The following is an 18,998-nucleotide window of genomic DNA, read 5'->3' as shown; positions in this document are numbered from 1 at the left end:
TATTCATTTAGAGCAAAAATTCCCCTTATCTGGGCTCTGAGCAAAATTAACGGCCAACATAGGTTTCGATCGATGTCTTATCAAAGTTCAATTTATTTTGACCCTACAGCATTACTTATTGTTAAAAAAGAAATTGATCAAATCATCGATCAGGTCGAAAATACAGTATCAGAGCTTATTGAGGATCAAACACTTCCTTTTGGGATAGATGACGCATTCATTCGACTTGAACAATCCAATCAAGTTTTTGCCATGATCGAGCTTCCTCATCTCGCACAACTTGCACACTACTGTGCGCAAGTCATGTCAAAGATGATGCAAAATCCAACTGCAAAAAACCTGAAATACGCTGCTGCATTAAGTGATGGTACAACGATGCTAAAGCGATATATCGAATTTATTTGCTTACGTGAAGTCGATGTCCCCCAATTTCTCTTAGATACACTTAACCATCTTGAGCGAGTATTGAACATCCCTTGCACAGCTTTGGGTAATGGAATTCAGACCACTCAGAAACAATTAACTTTAACACCGCAAGCTTCATCGAATCAGATTAATTCATCTGATTATTGGAATACACTATATAAAGATTGTTTAATAAAATTAGTGACGCAAAATGAAACTGAAGACGATTTTGATCGTTTTAAACTCATTGTATATCATATAGCACTGCTCTCTCTTGAAACACCGAGTCAACAATATTGGCTTCTGATGCAAATCGCATTTAATCAACTTGACCAACTCATTCTCAGTGATGCACGCCTAAAATGGTTGGCTAAAGTTGGCAGTCAAATTCGGGAGTTTTTAAATGCACCCCAGCATTTTCAGGTCGATGAAACTGACTTTGCTAATGCTTTAGCGATTTGTATTAGCCAAGAAAACTACGATTCACAAATGCTTCGTGAGTATTTTCAAATCTCGGACAACATTTTGACTGATGTTCAACTACAAATTTTTAGTCGCCATCTGTTTGGACCTGATCAAAGAACAATGGATACCGTTGCTCACTTGATTACAGAAGAATTGAATCAATTAAGATTAGATATTGAAAGTCACTATCAAAGTTTTACCGACGATCAAATTTTAGATATTCGCTTAAAGCTGTATCGTATGGCAAATATCTTTTTAGTCATGAATCTTAATGAAGCTTATGCAGAGATGAAACTGCAAGCAGATCATTTTCATCGAACCTATATTCAACAAAATACCGATTTTGCTCAACGATTAATGAACAGCATGCTATCGGCTATGAACTCTATCGGGATTTTGAAGCGAAATTTTGCACCAACTCGCATTCAACTTGATGTGAATAATATGAATATATCACTGGATCGGCTAGATGATGCACATGAAACGCTGCAAAAAGAAGCTCGAATTCTCTTGCAAGAACTAGGCGATAAGCTTTTTCAAAACATCGATGCTAAAGACACAAATGATTTATTAAACATCACAACCAATTTAAGACAATTAAGCGGTGCTGCTCTATTTCTTGATGCTCAAGAATTAAGTAATGCGCTAAAAAATAGTGCTGAGGCGGTTGAACACTATTACGATATTCAGAAATCACTCACCCCCCAACAACTTCAGCACATTCTAGATGTGCTTGCCAGTCTAGAGCTTCATCTTGATGGCTTGAAGTATGATTATCCTATTCATAAATCAGTATCTGAGACTGCACTCATCAGCAGTCAAAAAATTAAAGCGGTTGCCTAATGTCTGAACTCTCTGTTGCTTATATTTTTAAACAACATCAACTTCTCGTCGATGAAAACTTCCAATTACCACGTGTTGAACGTTTAGAGAGTGATCTGATTTTCAAATCTGGTGATCAGGTAATTGCACGAGATCTACATATTGAAGAAGCGATTCCTGAAGGTTATCAACTTGTGCCAATCCGACAGTTGATCACTCAATGGTCTAAGCAACAATTTGAACAAGCGAGCCGAGCAGTTCAATTATTAGAATGGCGTCGTAATCATAAATTTTGCAGTCATTGCGGTACAGAAACGGATGTGCACCGTTCAGAATATGCCATGATCTGCCCAGCATGTAATTATCACCAATACCCTCGTGTTCAACCTTGTGTTATCACCGTAATCACACGAGGTGACAATGAAATTTTGCTGGCGAAAAATGCAAAAAATAAATCCAATATGTATGGATTAATTGCAGGTTTTGTCGAAGTTGGTGAAACTTTAGAAGAGGCTGTGCAACGCGAAACCATGGAAGAAATTGGTCTAAATGTTAAAAATATTCAATATCTTGCCAGCCAACCTTGGCCATTCCCAAGTAATTTAATGATTGCTTTTCGGGCCGAGTATGATTCAGGTGACATTGTGCTTCAAGAAGATGAAATTAGTGATGCCCAATTCTTTAAATTTGATGATTTACCAGAAATTCCATTTGCAGGAAGTATTGCGCATGCCATGATTCACCATGTCATTCACAATACTCCTTTCAAATCAGAATAAATCAAATCCGAATCGTTATAGATTTATTTGAAGGACTCTTCTAAAACTTTCAGAATGAGAGATCGAGTTTTGAAGAGTCGACCAAATAATGTTGCAGTTGTTGCCATGATTGATACATGTCCAGTACGAGGCACCCGAATGAGCTGGCTATGATTCTCTACAGCTAACAGTGCTTGATGCATCTCTTCAGAATTATGATCTTTTACCAACGTATCTTGATCTGCTAGAAAAATATAGTGCTGAATATTATTTTTCTCTACAAAATAGTATGGCATCACCGCTTTGAAATTTACTGCTTTATCGAATGCATGTTCAGATAAATGATCACCTAGATAGTTAAAGTGATAGGGTCCAGCCAAACCAATCAACGCTTTAATTCGATCTCGTCCTTCAAAGTCAATGAATGAAGGATGATAAATCAGTGACATCACATTAAAAGCACCAGCAGAATGTCCGATAAGCGCTATTTGATCTGCACAAATACCATATTTATCAGCACTTTTGATTAAATATTGAATTGAATCTGCAAGGTCAGTTACGTAACGAGGAAAAATATGTTCTGGCGCCAGATGATAGTTTATTACGGCGAGGTTATATCCAGCACGTGTCAAACTTTCTCCAAGAAACTTGTAATCGTCCTTACTTCCTCTACTCCATGCACCACCATGCACGAATATAACTAAAGGTTTATTCGCTGGCGCTTGGCAAACATAAAGATCCAGTCGTTGCCGAGCTTTAAGACCATAAGCAATATTTCTTTTTACAGAATAGCCTTTATTTGAGGTCAATTGATTTAATGCCAAACCACCCAAATTATATGGGCGAAAAGCATTCAGTTTTTGATTCAATTTGGTCAGTTTTAACTGAACTGATTTCGGAAAAAATTGCGCAATCTTATTCGACATTATTGGTAACTGACACCAGCGTCAGGATCAATTGCAACGGGTGTTTCAACATAAGGTTGAGTACTCACCGCTGAAGGGTTCATAAGTGATGATGATTGAACACCTGCGCCTACTTGAGCAGATTCCACGTTATCAATCAAAGTAACAATTTTCGTGACATTCCCTACTCGTTGTAAAACTTCAATGAGATCTTGCTCTTCAGCTGTATTTAAGCGTCCCATCACATATAACACGCCATCTTCAGTATGAACCAAGACTTTACTGTCTGAAACAACTGGCGCACGCATAATTAAGCCACGTGTGTTCGCTGTCGCAGTCGCATCTTGCATGATGGTAGAGTAACCAATTTGAGGACCAACTGTGATGTAGTTATGAATAGATTTCACATCACTCATCGCTCGAACGTTATCTTCTGCTAACTGTTTCAAATGCGCATCAGGCACTTGACCTGTTAACAAGACATTACTGTGAAAGCTATTCACATTGACTCGAGATTGTTTAAAACGAGCATCCAATTTGTATAAATTGATCTTTGCTGTACGTTCAATTGAAGAGTCAATAAATACCTGACCTAAAGAACGAGCTCCACTCACCACCCCAACTGGTTCTGCGCCAGTTCCACCTGAAATAAAACTTGCACAGCCTGAAAGACTAGCAACACACGCCATCGAAATTACAATACGCTTCAACACTCAATCCGTCTCCTCGTGAAACTTGAATTTTTTCTATTGTTGGAAATGGCTTAGCTCATTCGGTTCATAGATTAATCAAGTCTGCATTTATTGTAAATGCATTTTCAATCCACTCGAGATCATAATCTATATCAGAAATTTCATGCTGTAACGGTTTTGCAATTTTTTTATGAAAATCAAAACAAAACACATCAAAACGATAATAAAACTCTGTATAGCTTGGAAATTTTTGTAGAAATGACATTGCTGTTTTCGCAATTTTAATTTGCTTGCTCGATGATATTGATTCTAGGGCTGAAGCATAGGTTGTTTTTGATCTGGCTTTGACCTCAACAAATACAAGCTCAAGATCACGTTGAGCAATCAGGTCTATCTCACCATAACGAGAATGAAAATTTCGAGCCAGCACAATATAACCCTGTGAGATCAAGACTTTTTCAGTTTGGTCTTCAGCCCATATACCTAATTGTTGAGAACTCATCCATTTAAGTCCTCTTAAATATTTTTTAATCTAAACCATGTTTTCTCGAAGCACGCAGGTTTTCTTTCGATCCGATGCTCTTTAAAACTCAAGTGCCCAGTCTGACCTTGAATTGATATTTGATCAGGATTCTTCGTTTTCAACATCAAATCCGCCAAACGCCAAACATCTTGACCGAAGGCATTGAGACGTTGGAATGCAGCAGTATTTTCTGTTGTTTGATTAGGTTTTTTTAAAAATTGAACCATGACTGGAACATCACAGAATTTAGTTCCGTTCGGAATATCCATATTATGATCAATAGCAAAAGCCTGAACATACAAACGTTTTGAAGGCTTATTCTTCAATGAGTTGATCCACGCCATACTGCCTAAAAGCAACACCCCTTCATTTGACTTTATATCAGGCAATTGTTGGACTAGAGAAAACTTACCATGAAAATTTTTAAACACGGCATTTACAAAGCTTAAACTCTCGGACTCAGTACCAGACTCACGCAAGATATAGAGATGTTGAACTCGGTCCTTTTCAATCTGTTTAATTAAACCTTGAGCATCATCAGTTTTCGATAAACTAAACTGCCACACTTTTGCATGCTTAGAAGGAACTTCATTCAGTGCTAAAACAGGAATTTTAAGCGGTTCTTTCATTATTGCTTCGACATCCTGTCTGACTAATGGACCAATAATAAGTTTGGTGTTTTGACTGACTTGCGTCTTTAGTATCTCTTTTAATCGTTTTTGATCCGAATTGACATATTTGATTGGCATTTCACTTTTAGACTTTTGATAAGCCTCATCAATACCATTTTTAATGCTATTACTTGCTCGCGCCATAGGGCCTGAATCAGGTAAAATAACCAATACTTCCGCTTGGGCTTGGAAAATCATTCCACATAAGCCAATACCAATGAATTCTTTTTTTATTCTTAATAGATCCGACATGGAGAAACCTTATGAGTGCTCAGTTATTTGTTGTAGCGACGCCAATTGGGCACTTAGATGACATGACTTATCGAGCAATTGATGTTTTAAAGTCTGTCTCTCTTATCGCGGCAGAAGACACACGTCAGTCCGCTCTTTTAATGAAACACTATAATATCTCAACTCCGCTTACAGCGTGCCATGATCACAATGAAAGTAACAAAATTGATATAATTATCGATAAGTTAAAAAATGGTGAAAATGTTGCACTTGTCAGTGATGCAGGTACACCGTTGATTAGTGATCCTGGTTTTAAATTGGTTCGTGCAGCTCAGGACCATGGTATTCGTGTCGTTCCTGTTCCAGGTGCATGTGCAGCTATTGCAGCATTAAGCGCTGTAGGTCTACCCAGTGATCACTTTAGTTTTGAAGGATTTCTATCTTCGAAACAATCACAACGTCTTATTCAATTAAATAAACTGAAAGACAACACGCATACCATGATCATCTATGAGGCACCACATCGAATCCTAGACTCTGTAACGGATATGGTCTCTGTGTTCGGGGCTGACCGTGAAGTCGGGTTTGCACGTGAAATTACCAAAACCTTCGAAACAATCAAAAAAATGACCCTTGGAGATTTACACTCATTTATTGCAAATGATCATCACCAGCAAAAAGGGGAAATTGTACTCGTCATTGCTGGAGCAGCCACTGAAAAAGACATGCAGCAAGAAGAATTAGATAAATTACTCAATCGTTTATTGCAAGATTTATCTGTAAAAGCAGCATCTCAACTTGCAGCTGATCTCACTGGAATCAAAAAGAAAGTCGCATATCAACGCGCGCTAGAGCTCAGTGGCGCGAATGATTAAGTAAAATAAAAAAAGCACCATATTGATGGTGCTTTTTTTATTAATCTTTTATTGATTCATCAGGTGGAACTTCAGTAATACGACCACCACGTGCTAGAAAAGCAGCAACTTCATCTTCCAGTGCCTGACGTTGTTTGAGTTTAGCTGTCACTGTTAATGTTTCAGCTTCCGCGACATCGGCATCAGATACAGTAACGTCACTTACGGCCGCACCTTTTTCTGCTGCTTGTGATTCATTTTCGTCTACAACACTGTCTTCGTTGTCATCAAAATCATTTGCGTCTGTCATTTCAAACTCCCCATCAATGTTTTCACGCACCTGATTGGAACGTGCTTTGATTTTTAGAGAAATGTATCAAGCTCTTTATCGTTCGCATAGTATCTAAAGCACCTCATTTGTATATTTTTTAATCATATTGGTAAAAAAATATATACTGATGATTCTTTTTAGATCAGATTTCAATTCACTTGATATCTTGTATTACTGAGCTGACTCAAACCATTCGCTTGCGACATAAACGCCGATTTTAACGCACTTATATTTTCAACTTGTTTCAAACCAAAGTTTCTCGCCCAAACAATAGGAAAAACAGGAGCAGATTCCATCCACCCAATCATAGACATACTATGCATCATGGCATCGTTTTGAAATTTACGGCGATGCTCATATTTCAATAAAGTTTGCTCATGAGCCCAAACGCCACGGGCGTAATCAGAAAGTAGCACATCGCATAGAATTGCTGCATCAAGGCAACCAATATTCACCCCCTGACCAGCAAGTGGATGAATAACATGGGCTGCATCACCAATTAGGGCTAAGCCATCTTTAATATAACGTTGAGCAGCTCGTGCTTTCAGTGGGAATTTTGCTCGAGGCGTTGCGGCTAATATTTTACCCAACATATGATGACTCTCTCGTGTCAGTAATTGTACAAAATCTTCATCTGAGAGTGACGCAAATTCGTCTGCATAATCATCTGGTAAAGTCCACACAATGGATTGCCAATGACCATATTCTTGATCTTCTAAACTTGCCATTGGGAGAAAAGCCAGTGGTCCTGTTTCTAAGAAGATTTGTCTCGCAACATGTTCATGAGCTTGTTCCGTCTTGATCGCACAACTAATACCAGCCTGATGATAATCCAAAACATCCAAATCAATCATGGCTTGTTCACGTACGAATGAATTTGCACCATCCGCACCAATTAAAAGTTTCGTTTTCAATTGAGTTTGATCAGCGAGATGAAGAATCCAACAACCATTTCCTTGCTCAATACGTTTCACTTGGATTTGAGTACGGTAATCATCAATCTGGTCGATCATCATGCTCTGAATGGCAAGGTTCAAGATACTTGGTTCGACCATTGAACCTAATATTTGTGCTTGATCAGGTTTAGAATGCGCTGATGTTCCAAAATTGATTTCACCAAAGCCATTTTTGTTCCACACCTGCATTCCCGTGTAGGGTTGTTGACGAGCCAACTTATCCCATACATCAACATGCTTAAGCAAATGAATAGTGGCTTGACTCAATGCAAGTACACGAGGATTCAATGATTCTAAGGTCTTCTCGTGATCCAATATCGGTGCTGCATCAAGTACAGTCGCTTGAACTCCACCTTTAGCCAGCAATAAAGCAGTTAATCCTCCGACTAAACCACCGCCCACAATCACGACATCTAAAATAGCATCATTCATGCTTTTAACCCCATTGCATAATTGGCAACGAGTGGCTTAATACCTGGAATATTTTCAAAGCACATTAGACCTGTATTTCGCACAAATTTTAGTATTGGATTTTGATTACTAAAGCCTCGCACCACAGAATCACAAAACTTAATCACACGTTGCTGATCTTTGAGTCGAGATTTTTCATACTCTTTCAGTACAGCAACTTCACCTAAATCGGCATTTTTGATGACCTGTTGTTTTAAATATCGGGTCAATACATATGCATCACGCATACACAAATTAAAACCCTGACCTGCGACTGGATGAATGGTATGAGCAGCATTACCCATAAGTACAACACGTCCTATTGCTTGTTTTTCAGACAAAACTTGAGATAAAGGAAAACTAAATCTACGACCAGTTTTCTCAAATTTACCAGCTCGATCGCCATAGGTTTTTTGAAGAGCATCTATAAAATGCTGATCATTTTCATCACCTAACCACTCTCCCTCAGTACCTTTAGGCACTGGCCAAACAACAGAACGACGGTATTCACCAGGTAAAGGTAATAATGCTAAAGGGCCAAGTGGGCTGAAACGTTCAAAACCGACTTGGGAGTGAGGTTTGGATGTCTGCACTGTAGTGACAATCGCCACTTGATCATAATCATGCACTGATGCACCAACACCAAGTGCTTTACGACAGAAAGAATCACGTCCATCTGCTGCTATGACTAACTTGGATTGAAACTGCAAATGTTCATTCGCTTTTAAAGCTTCGAGATAAGCTAAATGTTCATCCTGTTTAAGCGACGTCACTTGAACACCATCAATTAACTCAATGAGTGGATTTTTTTTGACTTCTGATAACAATACTCGTCCAAGCCATGCATTCTCAATTACTTGGCCAAAGCTTTCTACTTTCTCTTGAGCCGCGATTAAACGTGCTTTACCAAAGCTTCCTTCTTCTGTGATATTTACTTCTAAAATAGGCGTTGCATATTGTTGCAGTGAATCCCAAATTCCCAATTCTTGATAAATTTGCACGCTTCGACGTGACAGCGCACTATTACGGGCATCAAAACTTGAATGATATGGTGCAAGGTTAGCATCATCATAGTTAGGATAGCTGATCGCCTCTAACAATTTCACTGCAATGTTAGTTTTAGCCAGCATAAGAGCAAGGCTTAATCCGACCATTCCACCACCGACAATGATGACTTCTTGTTGCATGTTTTGATCCTTATAAAAGCAAGCAATAGCTGCATACACATAAATTCTTAATCAAATTCATCTTACAATAAAGTTTTTACTTTTTATAATGAATTAGCGTTATTGAAGATGAAGCCATAATTCATTTTTCAATATTGAATATGACATTTAAAAAAAAAAGCCGATGTTTCCATCGACTTTTGAGATTTGTGAAAATGGTTAACTCGCCATCAAGGCTTCGATATCTTCAATGGTTTTCACTACTTTAGCAGTCAGGTTTCTCGGTCCATCTTGGGTGACAACAATATCATCTTCAATACGAATACCAATCCCTCTCCATTTTGGATCGACAGTTTCATCATCAGGGGCAATATATAAACCTGGTTCAATGGTCACCACCATACCTTCTTGATATGTTCGCCATTCTCCATCGACTTTATATCCCCCTACGTCATGAACATCCATGCCTAACCAGTGACCAGTTCCATGCATATAAAATTGACGATAGGCTTCTGTCTCAATGATTTCATCGAGATCACCCTGCATGATTCCAAGATTAAGCAAGCCTTGCACTAAAATACGAACAGCAACGTAGTGTGGCTCTTTGTAAGAGTTACCAATTCTAACCGCATCTATTGCAGCGATTTGAGCATCAAGCACTATATTATAAAGCGCCTTTTGTTCAGGATTAAATTTACCATTTACTGGAAATGTTCGAGTGATATCTGATGCGTAAAACTCATACTCACAAGCTGCATCTATTAAAACTAAATCGCCGTCATTAAGTTGTTTGTTATTTTCAACATAGTGCAATATACAAGCATTTTCACCACCTCCCACAATACTGTTATACGATGGTACACAACCATTTTTACCAAAAATATAATTCAGCTCCGCTTCTAAAGCATATTCCATCATTCCTGGTTGTACAGATTTCATCGCTTGCGTATGTGCTTGAGCAGAAATATCAGATGCGATTTGCATTAACTCTATTTCTTTTGGCTCTTTGTGTAGACGCATCTCATCTAAAATTGTATCTAACTGAATCAATTGTGTAGGTGCAGCGGTACCACGTCGGCTTTCACCACTTGCTTCTGCAATCCATTTTGTAATTTTTGCATCAAAACTGGCTTGTTGACCAATTCTATAAAATAATCTTTCTTTTCCTTGAAGCTTTGCGATGATTTCTTCGTCTAGTAGATCAATCGCATAAGCTTCATCCGCATCATAATCATCGACTGCACCATCAATCCCTGCACGGTAACCTGTCCAGATTTCCATCTCCCGATTGCGTTCACGACAAAATAAACTGTAGGTATAACCTTCTTCTTCAGTATCAAATGTTTCAATTACAGCAACTGCTTCAGGCTCTGCAAATCCCGTTAGATAAAAAAAGCTACTATCAGCGCGATATTTATAATCAGCATCACGATTTCTAAACATTTCTTCACGTGTTGCAATAATTGCAATGCTTCTTAGGCCTATTTCAGCGGCTAATTGATCACGTCGTTTTTGAAAATCTGATTGAGTAAGTTTCATATCTTTTCTGCAGCTTAGGCTTTTAATTTAAGAAAATACAGTACTACTTATATGTTAAGTAGTACTCTTGATTAAATGTAATCAACTTGGTCGATGAGGTGTAAACATCTCAACGACACTTTGCTCATTTTTTTTCGAAATTGTTGGTTTTACATGTTTCAGTAATGAGCTTTCTTCAACAGCAATCTTGGTTCGTCCAACAGATAAACTCACTGGAATTAATCGAACAAATTCATAAAGTTCTTGATAGCTAATTTCACCTTCTTCATCATTATCAGAATCTTCAAACTCGACTGCTGCAATATCTTGCAAGTGTTCAATCAACTCAGCTTCATCAGCACGAATATGCCCAGACGCTAATCCAAACCCTAATACCACTCCTGCACACCAATCTGCTAAAGCTTGAACACGCTCAGACAATAAATGTTCATCATCAGGCAAAATGGGTAAATAATCTAATTCATCTTCTGACAAAGCATGCGAAACATCTTCAGATTCCTCAGCAAGTAAATTAAGTGCAGCAGGTTCTAATTGAGGCACATTCAATGTAGACAAAATTTGTAACCACTCCTCATGAGATGGCGGTTGAGTTACACAAACAATACCTGTAAGTAAACCATGTAACTCACTTGGACTAGTAATTTCCTCAATTGAACCGAAATGTTGGTTCCAATCTGTCCAACCTGAAATATCGTCTTGCATTCGCTTTTCCAATCTCTATACTTCTGTATATATTACCTTTGATTGCGAAACTACGCGACCTCGTTATGTTAGAACAATTACAGCGTTTACAAACGCATTTAGGCACGCTTAAACATCGTTTGTCCGAAACCGAACAAATGAATAGTTCTCTTGAAGCTAAACAGAAAGAACTTCAGGAAACTCATCAAATTCAAACCGCTCAAAAAAATACCATCATCACTCAAAAGCAAGAACAGATTGAAAGTCTAAATGACAAATACAATCAATTAGATGGTATTTATAAAACTTTAAATCAAGATGCTACTGCTTTAGCAGAACGTTATAGTCGTTTAGAAAAAAGTTGTACTGATTTAAAAAATAGATTTCAGGAAATCTTGGCTGAAAGAAATGAGCTGAGAGTCATTAAAGAAAAAATGTTGGCTGAGCAACGTCAAGCTCAAAAAGAAATTGATGAATTGAAGGCTGAAAATCAACGTTTAATCAAAAAAAATGAACTCGCTAAAACTAAGGTTGAGCAAATCATTCAACGCTTAGCCATTTTAGGTACTGATCAAGATCATCATGCCCAAGAAATCCAACAATTAGAAAATCCGGCTGAACAAAATGAGGAAGCATAATTATGTCTGAAGTCGTTACAGTCGAGTTAAGACTAATTGAACAAACATTTAGACTTTCAACCACTCAAGATCGGAAAGATGATTTACAACGTGCTGGTGATTTGCTGAATGAGAAATTTCAAGAATTTCGTAGAAAAGCACCTAACGTAGAACACAATAAGCTCGTTATCATGGTGGCTTTAGAGCTTATGCAAGAAGTTTTAACAATGAACAAATCCTTACAAGAATATTCTCATTGTGAACGCTTACTTGCAACAATCTTGGAAGACGTTGAAAAAACTGTATAAATTTGATCTAAGTTTGCACAGTCAGTTTTACTGAGTGAATTATCACGCAAATAATGGGTACACCAAGGTTTGCCAATCTCACTCATTTCGTTATACTTAATTTAACTCTGGGATGTTCGCCAGCGGGTCTATTCCCCTGCCGATACTTAAACTTATGGATTGTGTTCTGTATATTTAGAGCGTATGCCCACCTCGAGTGGGAAACCCAGCAAGTATACGTCGCGTCCACCTTGAACTCGTCGGGTTCAGGGTAACGACACATGCAGCGGCATCTCCGGAGTCTTTATTTTATTTTCTCTTTTTTCTTATTTTTGAATAAACATCCTTGCGCTTTATCCCAAATTAATAATCAATATTAATATTTTTTGATTTTTATCACATTATTTTCACTATAAACAACTTATTAGACACTAATCTAAAACAAATATACTTAACTCTCAATATTATTTAATTGTTTAAAACTATTACTTTATATATATTTAACAATATAAAAAAATTGACATATTATTTGTAAATTTGGTTAATAAGGACCTAGTAACTTTTCTAAAATTTAAATTATTATTCCCCATAATAGAAATTACACAAATAGTATTTCATTTTAATGTCTTCTTATTGTTTAAAGACTTTATATTATTAGTCAAACATTATAAACAATGAGAATAGATTTATATTTAAAGGAAGAGAATATGTCTAAATTAGCAAAATTGGCTGGGGTTGCGAGTATTGCTGCATTACTAAGTGCATGTGGTGGTGGAAGTGACTCGAAGCTTGACACGCCAAATGATAATTATATTAAACCAGGCGATGTGAGCTCTACATTTATACCTTTTAAAGATAAGGATTTTTTAACAAAACTTAAAGAAACGCTTGGTTTTTCAGAATCTTTGAATGTCATGGATGATCGATTTAATCAAGCATTAGGACACATGATTGGCGAAACATTGGGTGATGGACCCATTACTCGTACAGGTAGAGTAATTGAATTAACAGATCAAGGAACAAGTGCATTTACAATTTTTAGAAATTTAATTTGTACTGACCTAACTAAAAGTGGAACTACTCAAACAATCAAGCTAAAAAGTGGTAATGATTCTTGTGCTACTAGTTTCGGCAAGGAAGTCGTAACATTTAAAGGAGGATCTATTTCGCTTACTGAAACATTAAGCTCAACCACAGTTGAGTTTAATAATGCGCTTTATACACCGTGGACTGATACATCTAAACTATATTTAGTCACTGGTAAAATTGTAAAAGATACAGTTGGTTCTAATGGCGCAATTTATTCTGTAAAAGATCCTTTAAAATTCCAGATTGTAGATAAAAACAACCCTAGCACTACATTGGAATATATGGGGCTACAGGATTATGAATACCGTTTCTTTGATGATCAATTACAAAGTGTGTCAAGTAAAGGTACAATCGTTGGCCAACCTAAAGATGCTAATTTTTCATATGCATTCAACTTCAGTGTAACTCAACCATTCGAAAAAGAGTCGTGGAGAATTTACCCGAAAGCAGGCGGTAAGTTAGAAATTATTGATGAGTACAATCAAAAGATTGTCGTTGAACAAACTAAAGATTATTCATCATCCGCATCAGTTCGCTTTAACTCAGGCGTGCCAACTAATGTGTCTTGGAGCGATATCGTTAAAAAGAAATAGGCATAAAGCCCCCATCTGGGGGCTTTTTTAACCATTTAATTTCATGTGTTGCGCGTTCTCTGACATTCTAAGCTGCTCATAATGCACTGGATCATATGCGCATGCACTCATCAACAAAGTAGAAGTAACTACTGCGATAAAAATTTTCATCTCACATTTACTCTTTAACCTAGATGTGAGTAATTTAAAGCATGGCTAAAAACAAATAAAACCGATTAAAATTATAAAAACAATCTATTTTTTAGATTATTAGTTACTCATCTTGAAGCGCACACTCATAATTCTTAGGATCATCACTACATCGTATCTTTTTAAGGATAGACATCATTTCAGGATGATAATGCCCTTCTTTTGTCATCTGAATTCTAGCTTCGCGCATAATTTTCAAATATCCAGGTTTCTCAGCATCTCTTATATTCATCCAAAATTTAGGATCAATTTTAGATTCAGTTTGATTAATAAATTTATAAGCCGGTGTTAATTGCTTGGAAATAATCTCCCTTGCTATAGGCCCCATTCCAGCAGGAAATTTATTTCGATGCATAATCAATGTACCCGTTACTTGAACGAGTGGAAAACGAATAATTGCGCCTCGTACCTCGCCCTTGCTTGTCATTCCACGATAGAGTTCTAAAGGTTCAAATAAGATTGCAGGCGCTGCGATAATATCAACTTCCTTATTGTTGAATTTCCCGCCTACCGAAGTTAAATCCACTGTAACTGGTTGAGCACCAACATTTTGGACTAATTTTTTTTGGGTTGCGTCAAAACTCATTACAGCGACTTTTTTCCCAGCTGCTTTAGATAAAGTATCAATTTTACGATCATTTACCATTATATAAGCAGCACCTAAAGGCACAATACCAACAACCTCATAATCCTTATTGACCATTTTCGAGTCAAATTCAGGTCTTGCTAACAGCTGAATCACTTTAGTTAGTTGTTTATAGTTTTGAACTGCACCTATTGCATCAATACTTCCAACAAAAGAGTTGAATTGCTTGGCACGTAAATTACTTATTCCAGCACCATCACAACGTTTACTTCTAAAGTCTTCAGTTAAAACCCGTTCATCTGTATAGACTTTTAAATTAACTTCAGTGGATGTTTTTTGCTTTAATTTTGGATAATTCAAATCTATCTGCATTTGTAGCTTAGCCGTACGATTGACAGTCATTTGCACGCCGAAATCTTGAGCAACTTTAGCAATTCGTGGTAATTCACTCATATAGCTCGTCGCTTGCTCAAATGCTTCACCATGAGCACCGCTCGGTGAATACACACATAAGGTGACTTGTTTCGGAATCTGTTGCCAAACTTTTGGATCATTCAGTAGTTTTTTTATTTTATTCACAGAATGGCTGGACAGTGATAAATCCAACTTAGAGCTAGTTTGAGCATTTACATGATTTGTGATTAGACCAGAAAGACTAATTACTGTCGTGAGCATAACCATACGATAAGCATGCTTGCTCTTTTTAAATAGAATACCGTATTTTTTATTTTTCATTATCTTCCCTTTTCTATTTTTTATGATCAGACCTTAATTGATCCGATAGAGTTCAGCTTATCGGCTTCAATTTAAAATTAAATTGACCCTAATCTTTTATTTGTTACACCTAGAGTAAATGAAAAATATACTATCGAAAATATTTAAATCAGGTTGATTAAACCTGAGTAAAAATCGATAAACTACTTACCTTACACATGCACTTAGATTGGTATAGTTTGAAATGCAGTTGCAAACACAACTTTTAAGAAAAACTCTACGCTCTCGTAGAAGACAACTCTCAAATTTTACGCAACGACGTTCTGCTTTTCAGGTTTTGTCAAAAATCCAATCTCACTCTAAATTTAAATCTGCACAAAAAATTGGGATTTATTTAGATGCATTCGGTGAAATACAAACACATATCCTAATCATGCATTGCTTTTCGAAGCATAAAGTCGTTTATCTCCCAAAAGTATCCAGACTTGATTCAACTTTAAAATGGGTTCCAATTTCAAAGCATCAATATCTAAATAAACGTTTTACTAAACATAAATTAGGCATGTATGAGCCTATGCATAGATTGGGGCAAAATGTAAAACAAATTGATTTACTATTGATGCCCCTAGTAGCCTGTGATTATCATGGAACACGTATGGGTATGGGAGGTGGCTTTTATGATAGAACGTTAAAGCATGCGAGCAATCAACCCTATCGCATCGGTTTAGCGCATGACTTTCAATTAATCTTAGATCCTTTAAAGCGCCAACCTTGGGATCAGCCATTAGATGAGTTAATCACCCCTAGAAAACGATTAAAATTCAAACGAAGAATATTAATTCACCCTAAATCCAACTGAATTTATCAAGATTAGTAGAAATAAATCGAATTTTATCGATTTTCACCCTTGTATTTTTTAAATTACACATCACTATAAAAATATGGCAACACCGTTGTCACTCATTAGGAGTGCTCATGACTGATATTATTATGAATGAAGAAAACTTAGAACTTCAGACCCCTAGCGTGTTACCGCTATTAGCTTTGCGTGATGTTGTGGTTTATCCCCACATGCAAATTGCGCTTTTTGTCGGCCGTGAAAAATCGATTAAAGCAGTTGATGTAGCTCGTAACAGTGACAATTTAGTTTTTGTAGTAGCTCAACAAGATTCTCTTACAGAAGAAATTGATCACGACAATTTATATCAATACGGTACTGTCGCGAAGATTGTACAAGTCGTAAATCATGAAAACGATGAAAACTGCATTAAGGTTTTAATCGAGGGTATTTATCGCTCTAAATTGGTTAACATTTACGATCAAAACGATTATTTAGAAGCTGAGCACAGCCTTAGCCCAATGACGATCCGTATGGAGTCGGCAACTCAACAAACTCGCCTCGAAGAATTACGTGGTCTTTTCAGCCAATACGCTGAAGCAAAACTACGTAATGCGCGTGAGTTAATTAATGCTGCAAATAAAATCGATGATTTATTGCAACTCATGTTCTTCGTCGCTACACGCGTGCCGTTAAACATCGAAGTGAAACAAAAATTCCTCGAACACGATGAATTTGAAGCTCATTTACAAGAGTTAATGACTTATTTACTTCAACAGTCTGAAGAACAACAGATTGAGCAAAATTTACATGACAATGTAAAACGTCAAATGGAAAAGAATCAGCGCGAATATTTTCTAAATGAGAAAATGAAAGTTATTCAGCGTGAACTTTCTGACATGAATGGCGGTGCTGAAGATGATATCGCAGAGATTGAAAAACGTTTAGCTGAAGCTGATCTTCCTGAGCATGTTCGTAAAAAAGCAGAAGGTGAATTCCGTAAGCTAAAAGCAATGCAGCCTGCATCGAGTGAAGCTGCGGTCGTTCGTAATTACATCGAAACTATTTTAGATACACCATGGAATAAGGCGAGCAAAGTAAGTATTAATCTTACAAAAGCTCAAGATATTCTCGATGCTGATCATTATGGTTTGGATGAAGTTAAAGAGCGTATCGTTGAATATCTCGCTGTTCAGTCACGTGTAAAAAAACTACGTGGACCAGTATTGTGTCTCGTAGGTCCTCCTGGTGTAGGTAAAACCTCACTAGGTGAGTCTGTAGCCAAAGCAACAGGTCGCGAATTCGTTCGAATGGCACTTGGTGGTGTTCGTGATGAGGCTGAGATTCGTGGACATCGCAGAACTTATATTGGTGCGATGCCAGGTAAGATTGTGCAATCACTTTCTAAAGTCGGTGTAAAAAACCCTTTATTCCTACTCGATGAAATTGACAAAATGGCTCAAGATCATCGTGGTGATCCTGCATCTGCCTTGTTAGAAGTGCTTGATCCTTCACAGAATCACAAATTCAACGATCACTATCTTGATCTTGATCTTGATCTATCTGAAGTCATGTTTATTTGTACTGCAAACAGTATGAATATTCCTGAAGCTTTGTTAGATCGTATGGAAGTCATTCGCCTTCCTGGTTATACAGAGGAAGAGAAAATCAACATTGCTGAGCGTTACTTAGTACCTAAAGCAATCAAGAATAATGGCTTACGTGCTAAGGAATTAAGTGTACATGAAGAAGCAATCCGAGATATCGTACAACGCTATACACGTGAAGCTGGTGTTCGGAGTTTAGAGCGTGAAGTTTCTAAAATCGCACGTAAAGTGGTTAAAGAAGCGGTTAGTAAAAAAGCGAAAAACCTTCAAATTGAGGTTAATTCTGCAAATCTACCTGACTACTTAGGGCCGCATAAGTTCGATTTCGGTATGGCTGAAGAAGAAGCTCAAGTCGGTCGTGTTAATGGTCTAGCTTGGACTTCAGTTGGTGGTGAACTACTGACAATTGAAGTTGCAGCAATGAAAGGTAAAGGCAAATTCGTAACCACTGGTTCTTTAGGTGATGTTATGAAGGAGTCTATTACTGCAGCGATGACCGTAGTGCGTACACGAGCTGATGCTTTGGGTATCGATTCTACTCGCTTTGAAGAAACCGATATTCACGTGCACTTACCTGAAGGCGCTACGCCTAAAGATGGTCCTTCAGCTGGTCTTGCTTTAACGACAGCATTAGTTTCTGCGTTTACTGGCATTGCGATTCGACCTGACATTGCAATGACTGGTGAAACCAGCTTGAGTGGCCGTGCAATGCGTATTGGTGGTTTAAAGGAAAAATTACTGGCTGCACATCGTGGCGGTGTAAAAATGGTCTTTATTCCACAGGAAAATGCACGTGATTTAGTCGAAATTCCTGATAATGTGAAAGAAGGTTTAGATATCAAAGTTGTAAAATCAATTGATGAAATTTTACCACTAGCATTAACCTCTATGCCTAAACCATTAGTAAAAACACCCATTGTGAAGGCAGTTGACGAATCAAAATCTGCACGACACTAATGGGTCTTTTAACTGAAGAAAGAGAGCTTAGGCTCTCTTTTTTTATAAGATATCAATGGATGCAAATTTAAC

At 37.4% G+C, this 18,998-nt stretch carries 18 protein-coding genes and 1 other RNA gene; 9 read left to right on the top strand and 10 right to left on the bottom strand.

The window, feature by feature from the left end; all coding sequences use genetic code 11:
- Positions 1-72 precede the first annotated feature (72 nt).
- Together AC1M9C_RS10470 and nudC are read left to right on the top strand one after the other, a co-directional pair.
- Positions 73-1,713: a hypothetical protein gene (locus AC1M9C_RS10470; protein WP_035266835.1), complete on the top strand. Its 1,641-nt coding sequence runs from the start codon at positions 73-75 to the stop codon at positions 1,711-1,713.
- Positions 1,713-2,471 (top strand): NAD(+) diphosphatase, encoded by a 759-nt coding sequence (gene nudC / locus AC1M9C_RS10465; RefSeq protein WP_180027922.1) that lies wholly within the window; start codon positions 1,713-1,715, stop codon positions 2,469-2,471. Before AC1M9C_RS10470 ends, nudC begins: the two co-directional genes overlap by 1 nt.
- A 23-nt stretch (positions 2,472-2,494) precedes the next feature.
- On the opposite strand, the gene AC1M9C_RS10460 is transcribed toward nudC, so the two are convergent.
- From AC1M9C_RS10460 to AC1M9C_RS10445, 4 genes are all read right to left on the bottom strand, one after another.
- Positions 2,495-3,376: an alpha/beta hydrolase gene (locus tag AC1M9C_RS10460; protein ID WP_481586458.1), complete on the bottom strand. Its 882-nt coding sequence runs from the start codon at positions 3,374-3,376 to the stop codon at positions 2,495-2,497.
- Complete coding sequence (locus AC1M9C_RS10455) at positions 3,376-4,068, bottom strand: BON domain-containing protein (protein WP_035266827.1); 693 nt, start codon at positions 4,066-4,068, stop codon at positions 3,376-3,378. Before AC1M9C_RS10455 ends, AC1M9C_RS10460 begins: the two co-directional genes overlap by 1 nt.
- A gap of 64 nt (positions 4,069-4,132) precedes the next feature.
- The gene (locus tag AC1M9C_RS10450) at positions 4,133-4,549 is read right to left on the bottom strand and encodes a YraN family protein (protein WP_035266825.1); all 417 of its coding nucleotides are present in this window, start codon (positions 4,547-4,549) and stop codon (positions 4,133-4,135) included.
- A gap of 14 nt (positions 4,550-4,563) precedes the next feature.
- The gene (locus AC1M9C_RS10445; protein ID WP_035266822.1) at positions 4,564-5,493 is read right to left on the bottom strand and encodes a penicillin-binding protein activator; all 930 of its coding nucleotides are present in this window, start codon (positions 5,491-5,493) and stop codon (positions 4,564-4,566) included.
- A gap of 11 nt (positions 5,494-5,504) precedes the next feature.
- Between AC1M9C_RS10445 and rsmI the strand changes: the two genes are divergently transcribed.
- Positions 5,505-6,347, top strand: coding sequence for a 16S rRNA (cytidine(1402)-2'-O)-methyltransferase (gene rsmI, locus AC1M9C_RS10440; RefSeq protein WP_481586459.1), 843 nt, complete (start codon positions 5,505-5,507; stop codon positions 6,345-6,347).
- 40 nt (positions 6,348-6,387) lie between these two features.
- Here the strand turns inward: rsmI and AC1M9C_RS10435 are convergent, their stop codons facing one another.
- The 5 genes from AC1M9C_RS10435 to AC1M9C_RS10415 all read right to left on the bottom strand — a co-directional run bounded on the left by AC1M9C_RS10435 (position 6,388) and on the right by AC1M9C_RS10415 (position 11,470).
- On the bottom strand, positions 6,388-6,636 hold the full coding sequence (locus AC1M9C_RS10435) for a hypothetical protein (protein ID WP_035269751.1): 249 nt from the start codon (positions 6,634-6,636) through the stop codon (positions 6,388-6,390).
- Positions 6,637-6,806: 170 nt separating this feature from the next.
- Entirely contained in the window at positions 6,807-8,045 is a 1,239-nt protein-coding gene (locus AC1M9C_RS10430; RefSeq protein WP_481586460.1) for an FAD-dependent monooxygenase, read from the bottom strand.
- Positions 8,042-9,250, bottom strand: a complete 1,209-nt coding sequence (locus AC1M9C_RS10425) for an FAD-dependent monooxygenase (RefSeq protein ID WP_481586461.1) — start codon at positions 9,248-9,250, stop codon at positions 8,042-8,044. The genes AC1M9C_RS10430 and AC1M9C_RS10425 overlap by 4 nt, the downstream gene beginning before the upstream one ends.
- Before the next feature lie 198 nt (positions 9,251-9,448).
- The gene (gene pepP, locus AC1M9C_RS10420; RefSeq protein ID WP_481586462.1) at positions 9,449-10,768 is read right to left on the bottom strand and encodes a Xaa-Pro aminopeptidase; all 1,320 of its coding nucleotides are present in this window, start codon (positions 10,766-10,768) and stop codon (positions 9,449-9,451) included.
- 81 nt (positions 10,769-10,849) lie between these two features.
- Entirely contained in the window at positions 10,850-11,470 is a 621-nt protein-coding gene (locus AC1M9C_RS10415; RefSeq protein WP_481586463.1) for a UPF0149 family protein, read from the bottom strand.
- Between the two features lie 65 nt (positions 11,471-11,535).
- Here AC1M9C_RS10415 and AC1M9C_RS10410 point away from each other — a divergent pair, with 65 nt between their 5' ends.
- From AC1M9C_RS10410 to AC1M9C_RS10395, 4 genes are all read left to right on the top strand, one after another.
- A complete protein-coding gene (locus AC1M9C_RS10410; RefSeq protein WP_481586464.1) occupies positions 11,536-12,087 on the top strand; it encodes a hypothetical protein in 552 nt (183 codons plus the stop codon).
- A gap of 2 nt (positions 12,088-12,089) precedes the next feature.
- Positions 12,090-12,374 (top strand): cell division protein ZapA, encoded by a 285-nt coding sequence (locus AC1M9C_RS10405; RefSeq protein ID WP_180027932.1) that lies wholly within the window; start codon positions 12,090-12,092, stop codon positions 12,372-12,374.
- 101 nt (positions 12,375-12,475) lie between these two features.
- A non-coding RNA gene (ssrS, locus tag AC1M9C_RS10400) (6S RNA) lies at positions 12,476-12,659 on the top strand.
- Positions 12,660-13,060: 401 nt separating this feature from the next.
- Positions 13,061-14,035, top strand: coding sequence for a hypothetical protein (locus tag AC1M9C_RS10395; RefSeq protein ID WP_481586465.1), 975 nt, complete (start codon positions 13,061-13,063; stop codon positions 14,033-14,035).
- Positions 14,036-14,288: 253 nt separating this feature from the next.
- Here the strand turns inward: AC1M9C_RS10395 and AC1M9C_RS10390 are convergent, their stop codons facing one another.
- Complete coding sequence (locus AC1M9C_RS10390; RefSeq protein ID WP_481586466.1) at positions 14,289-15,545, bottom strand: putative solute-binding protein; 1,257 nt, start codon at positions 15,543-15,545, stop codon at positions 14,289-14,291.
- Between the two features lie 223 nt (positions 15,546-15,768).
- On the opposite strand from AC1M9C_RS10390, the gene AC1M9C_RS10385 reads away from it, so the two are divergent.
- Both AC1M9C_RS10385 and lon read left to right on the top strand, forming a co-directional pair.
- A complete protein-coding gene (locus AC1M9C_RS10385) occupies positions 15,769-16,383 on the top strand; it encodes a 5-formyltetrahydrofolate cyclo-ligase (protein ID WP_481586467.1) in 615 nt (204 codons plus the stop codon).
- A 116-nt stretch (positions 16,384-16,499) separates the two neighbouring features.
- A complete protein-coding gene (gene lon, locus AC1M9C_RS10380; protein WP_481953647.1) occupies positions 16,500-18,926 on the top strand; it encodes an endopeptidase La in 2,427 nt (808 codons plus the stop codon).
- Positions 18,927-18,998 lie beyond the last annotated feature (72 nt).

It is taken from the genome of Acinetobacter sp. 24-47-39 (genome assembly GCF_056783825.1).
Note: the sequence above shows the minus strand (reverse complement) of the source record. Positions and strands in the feature narration are given on the sequence as shown.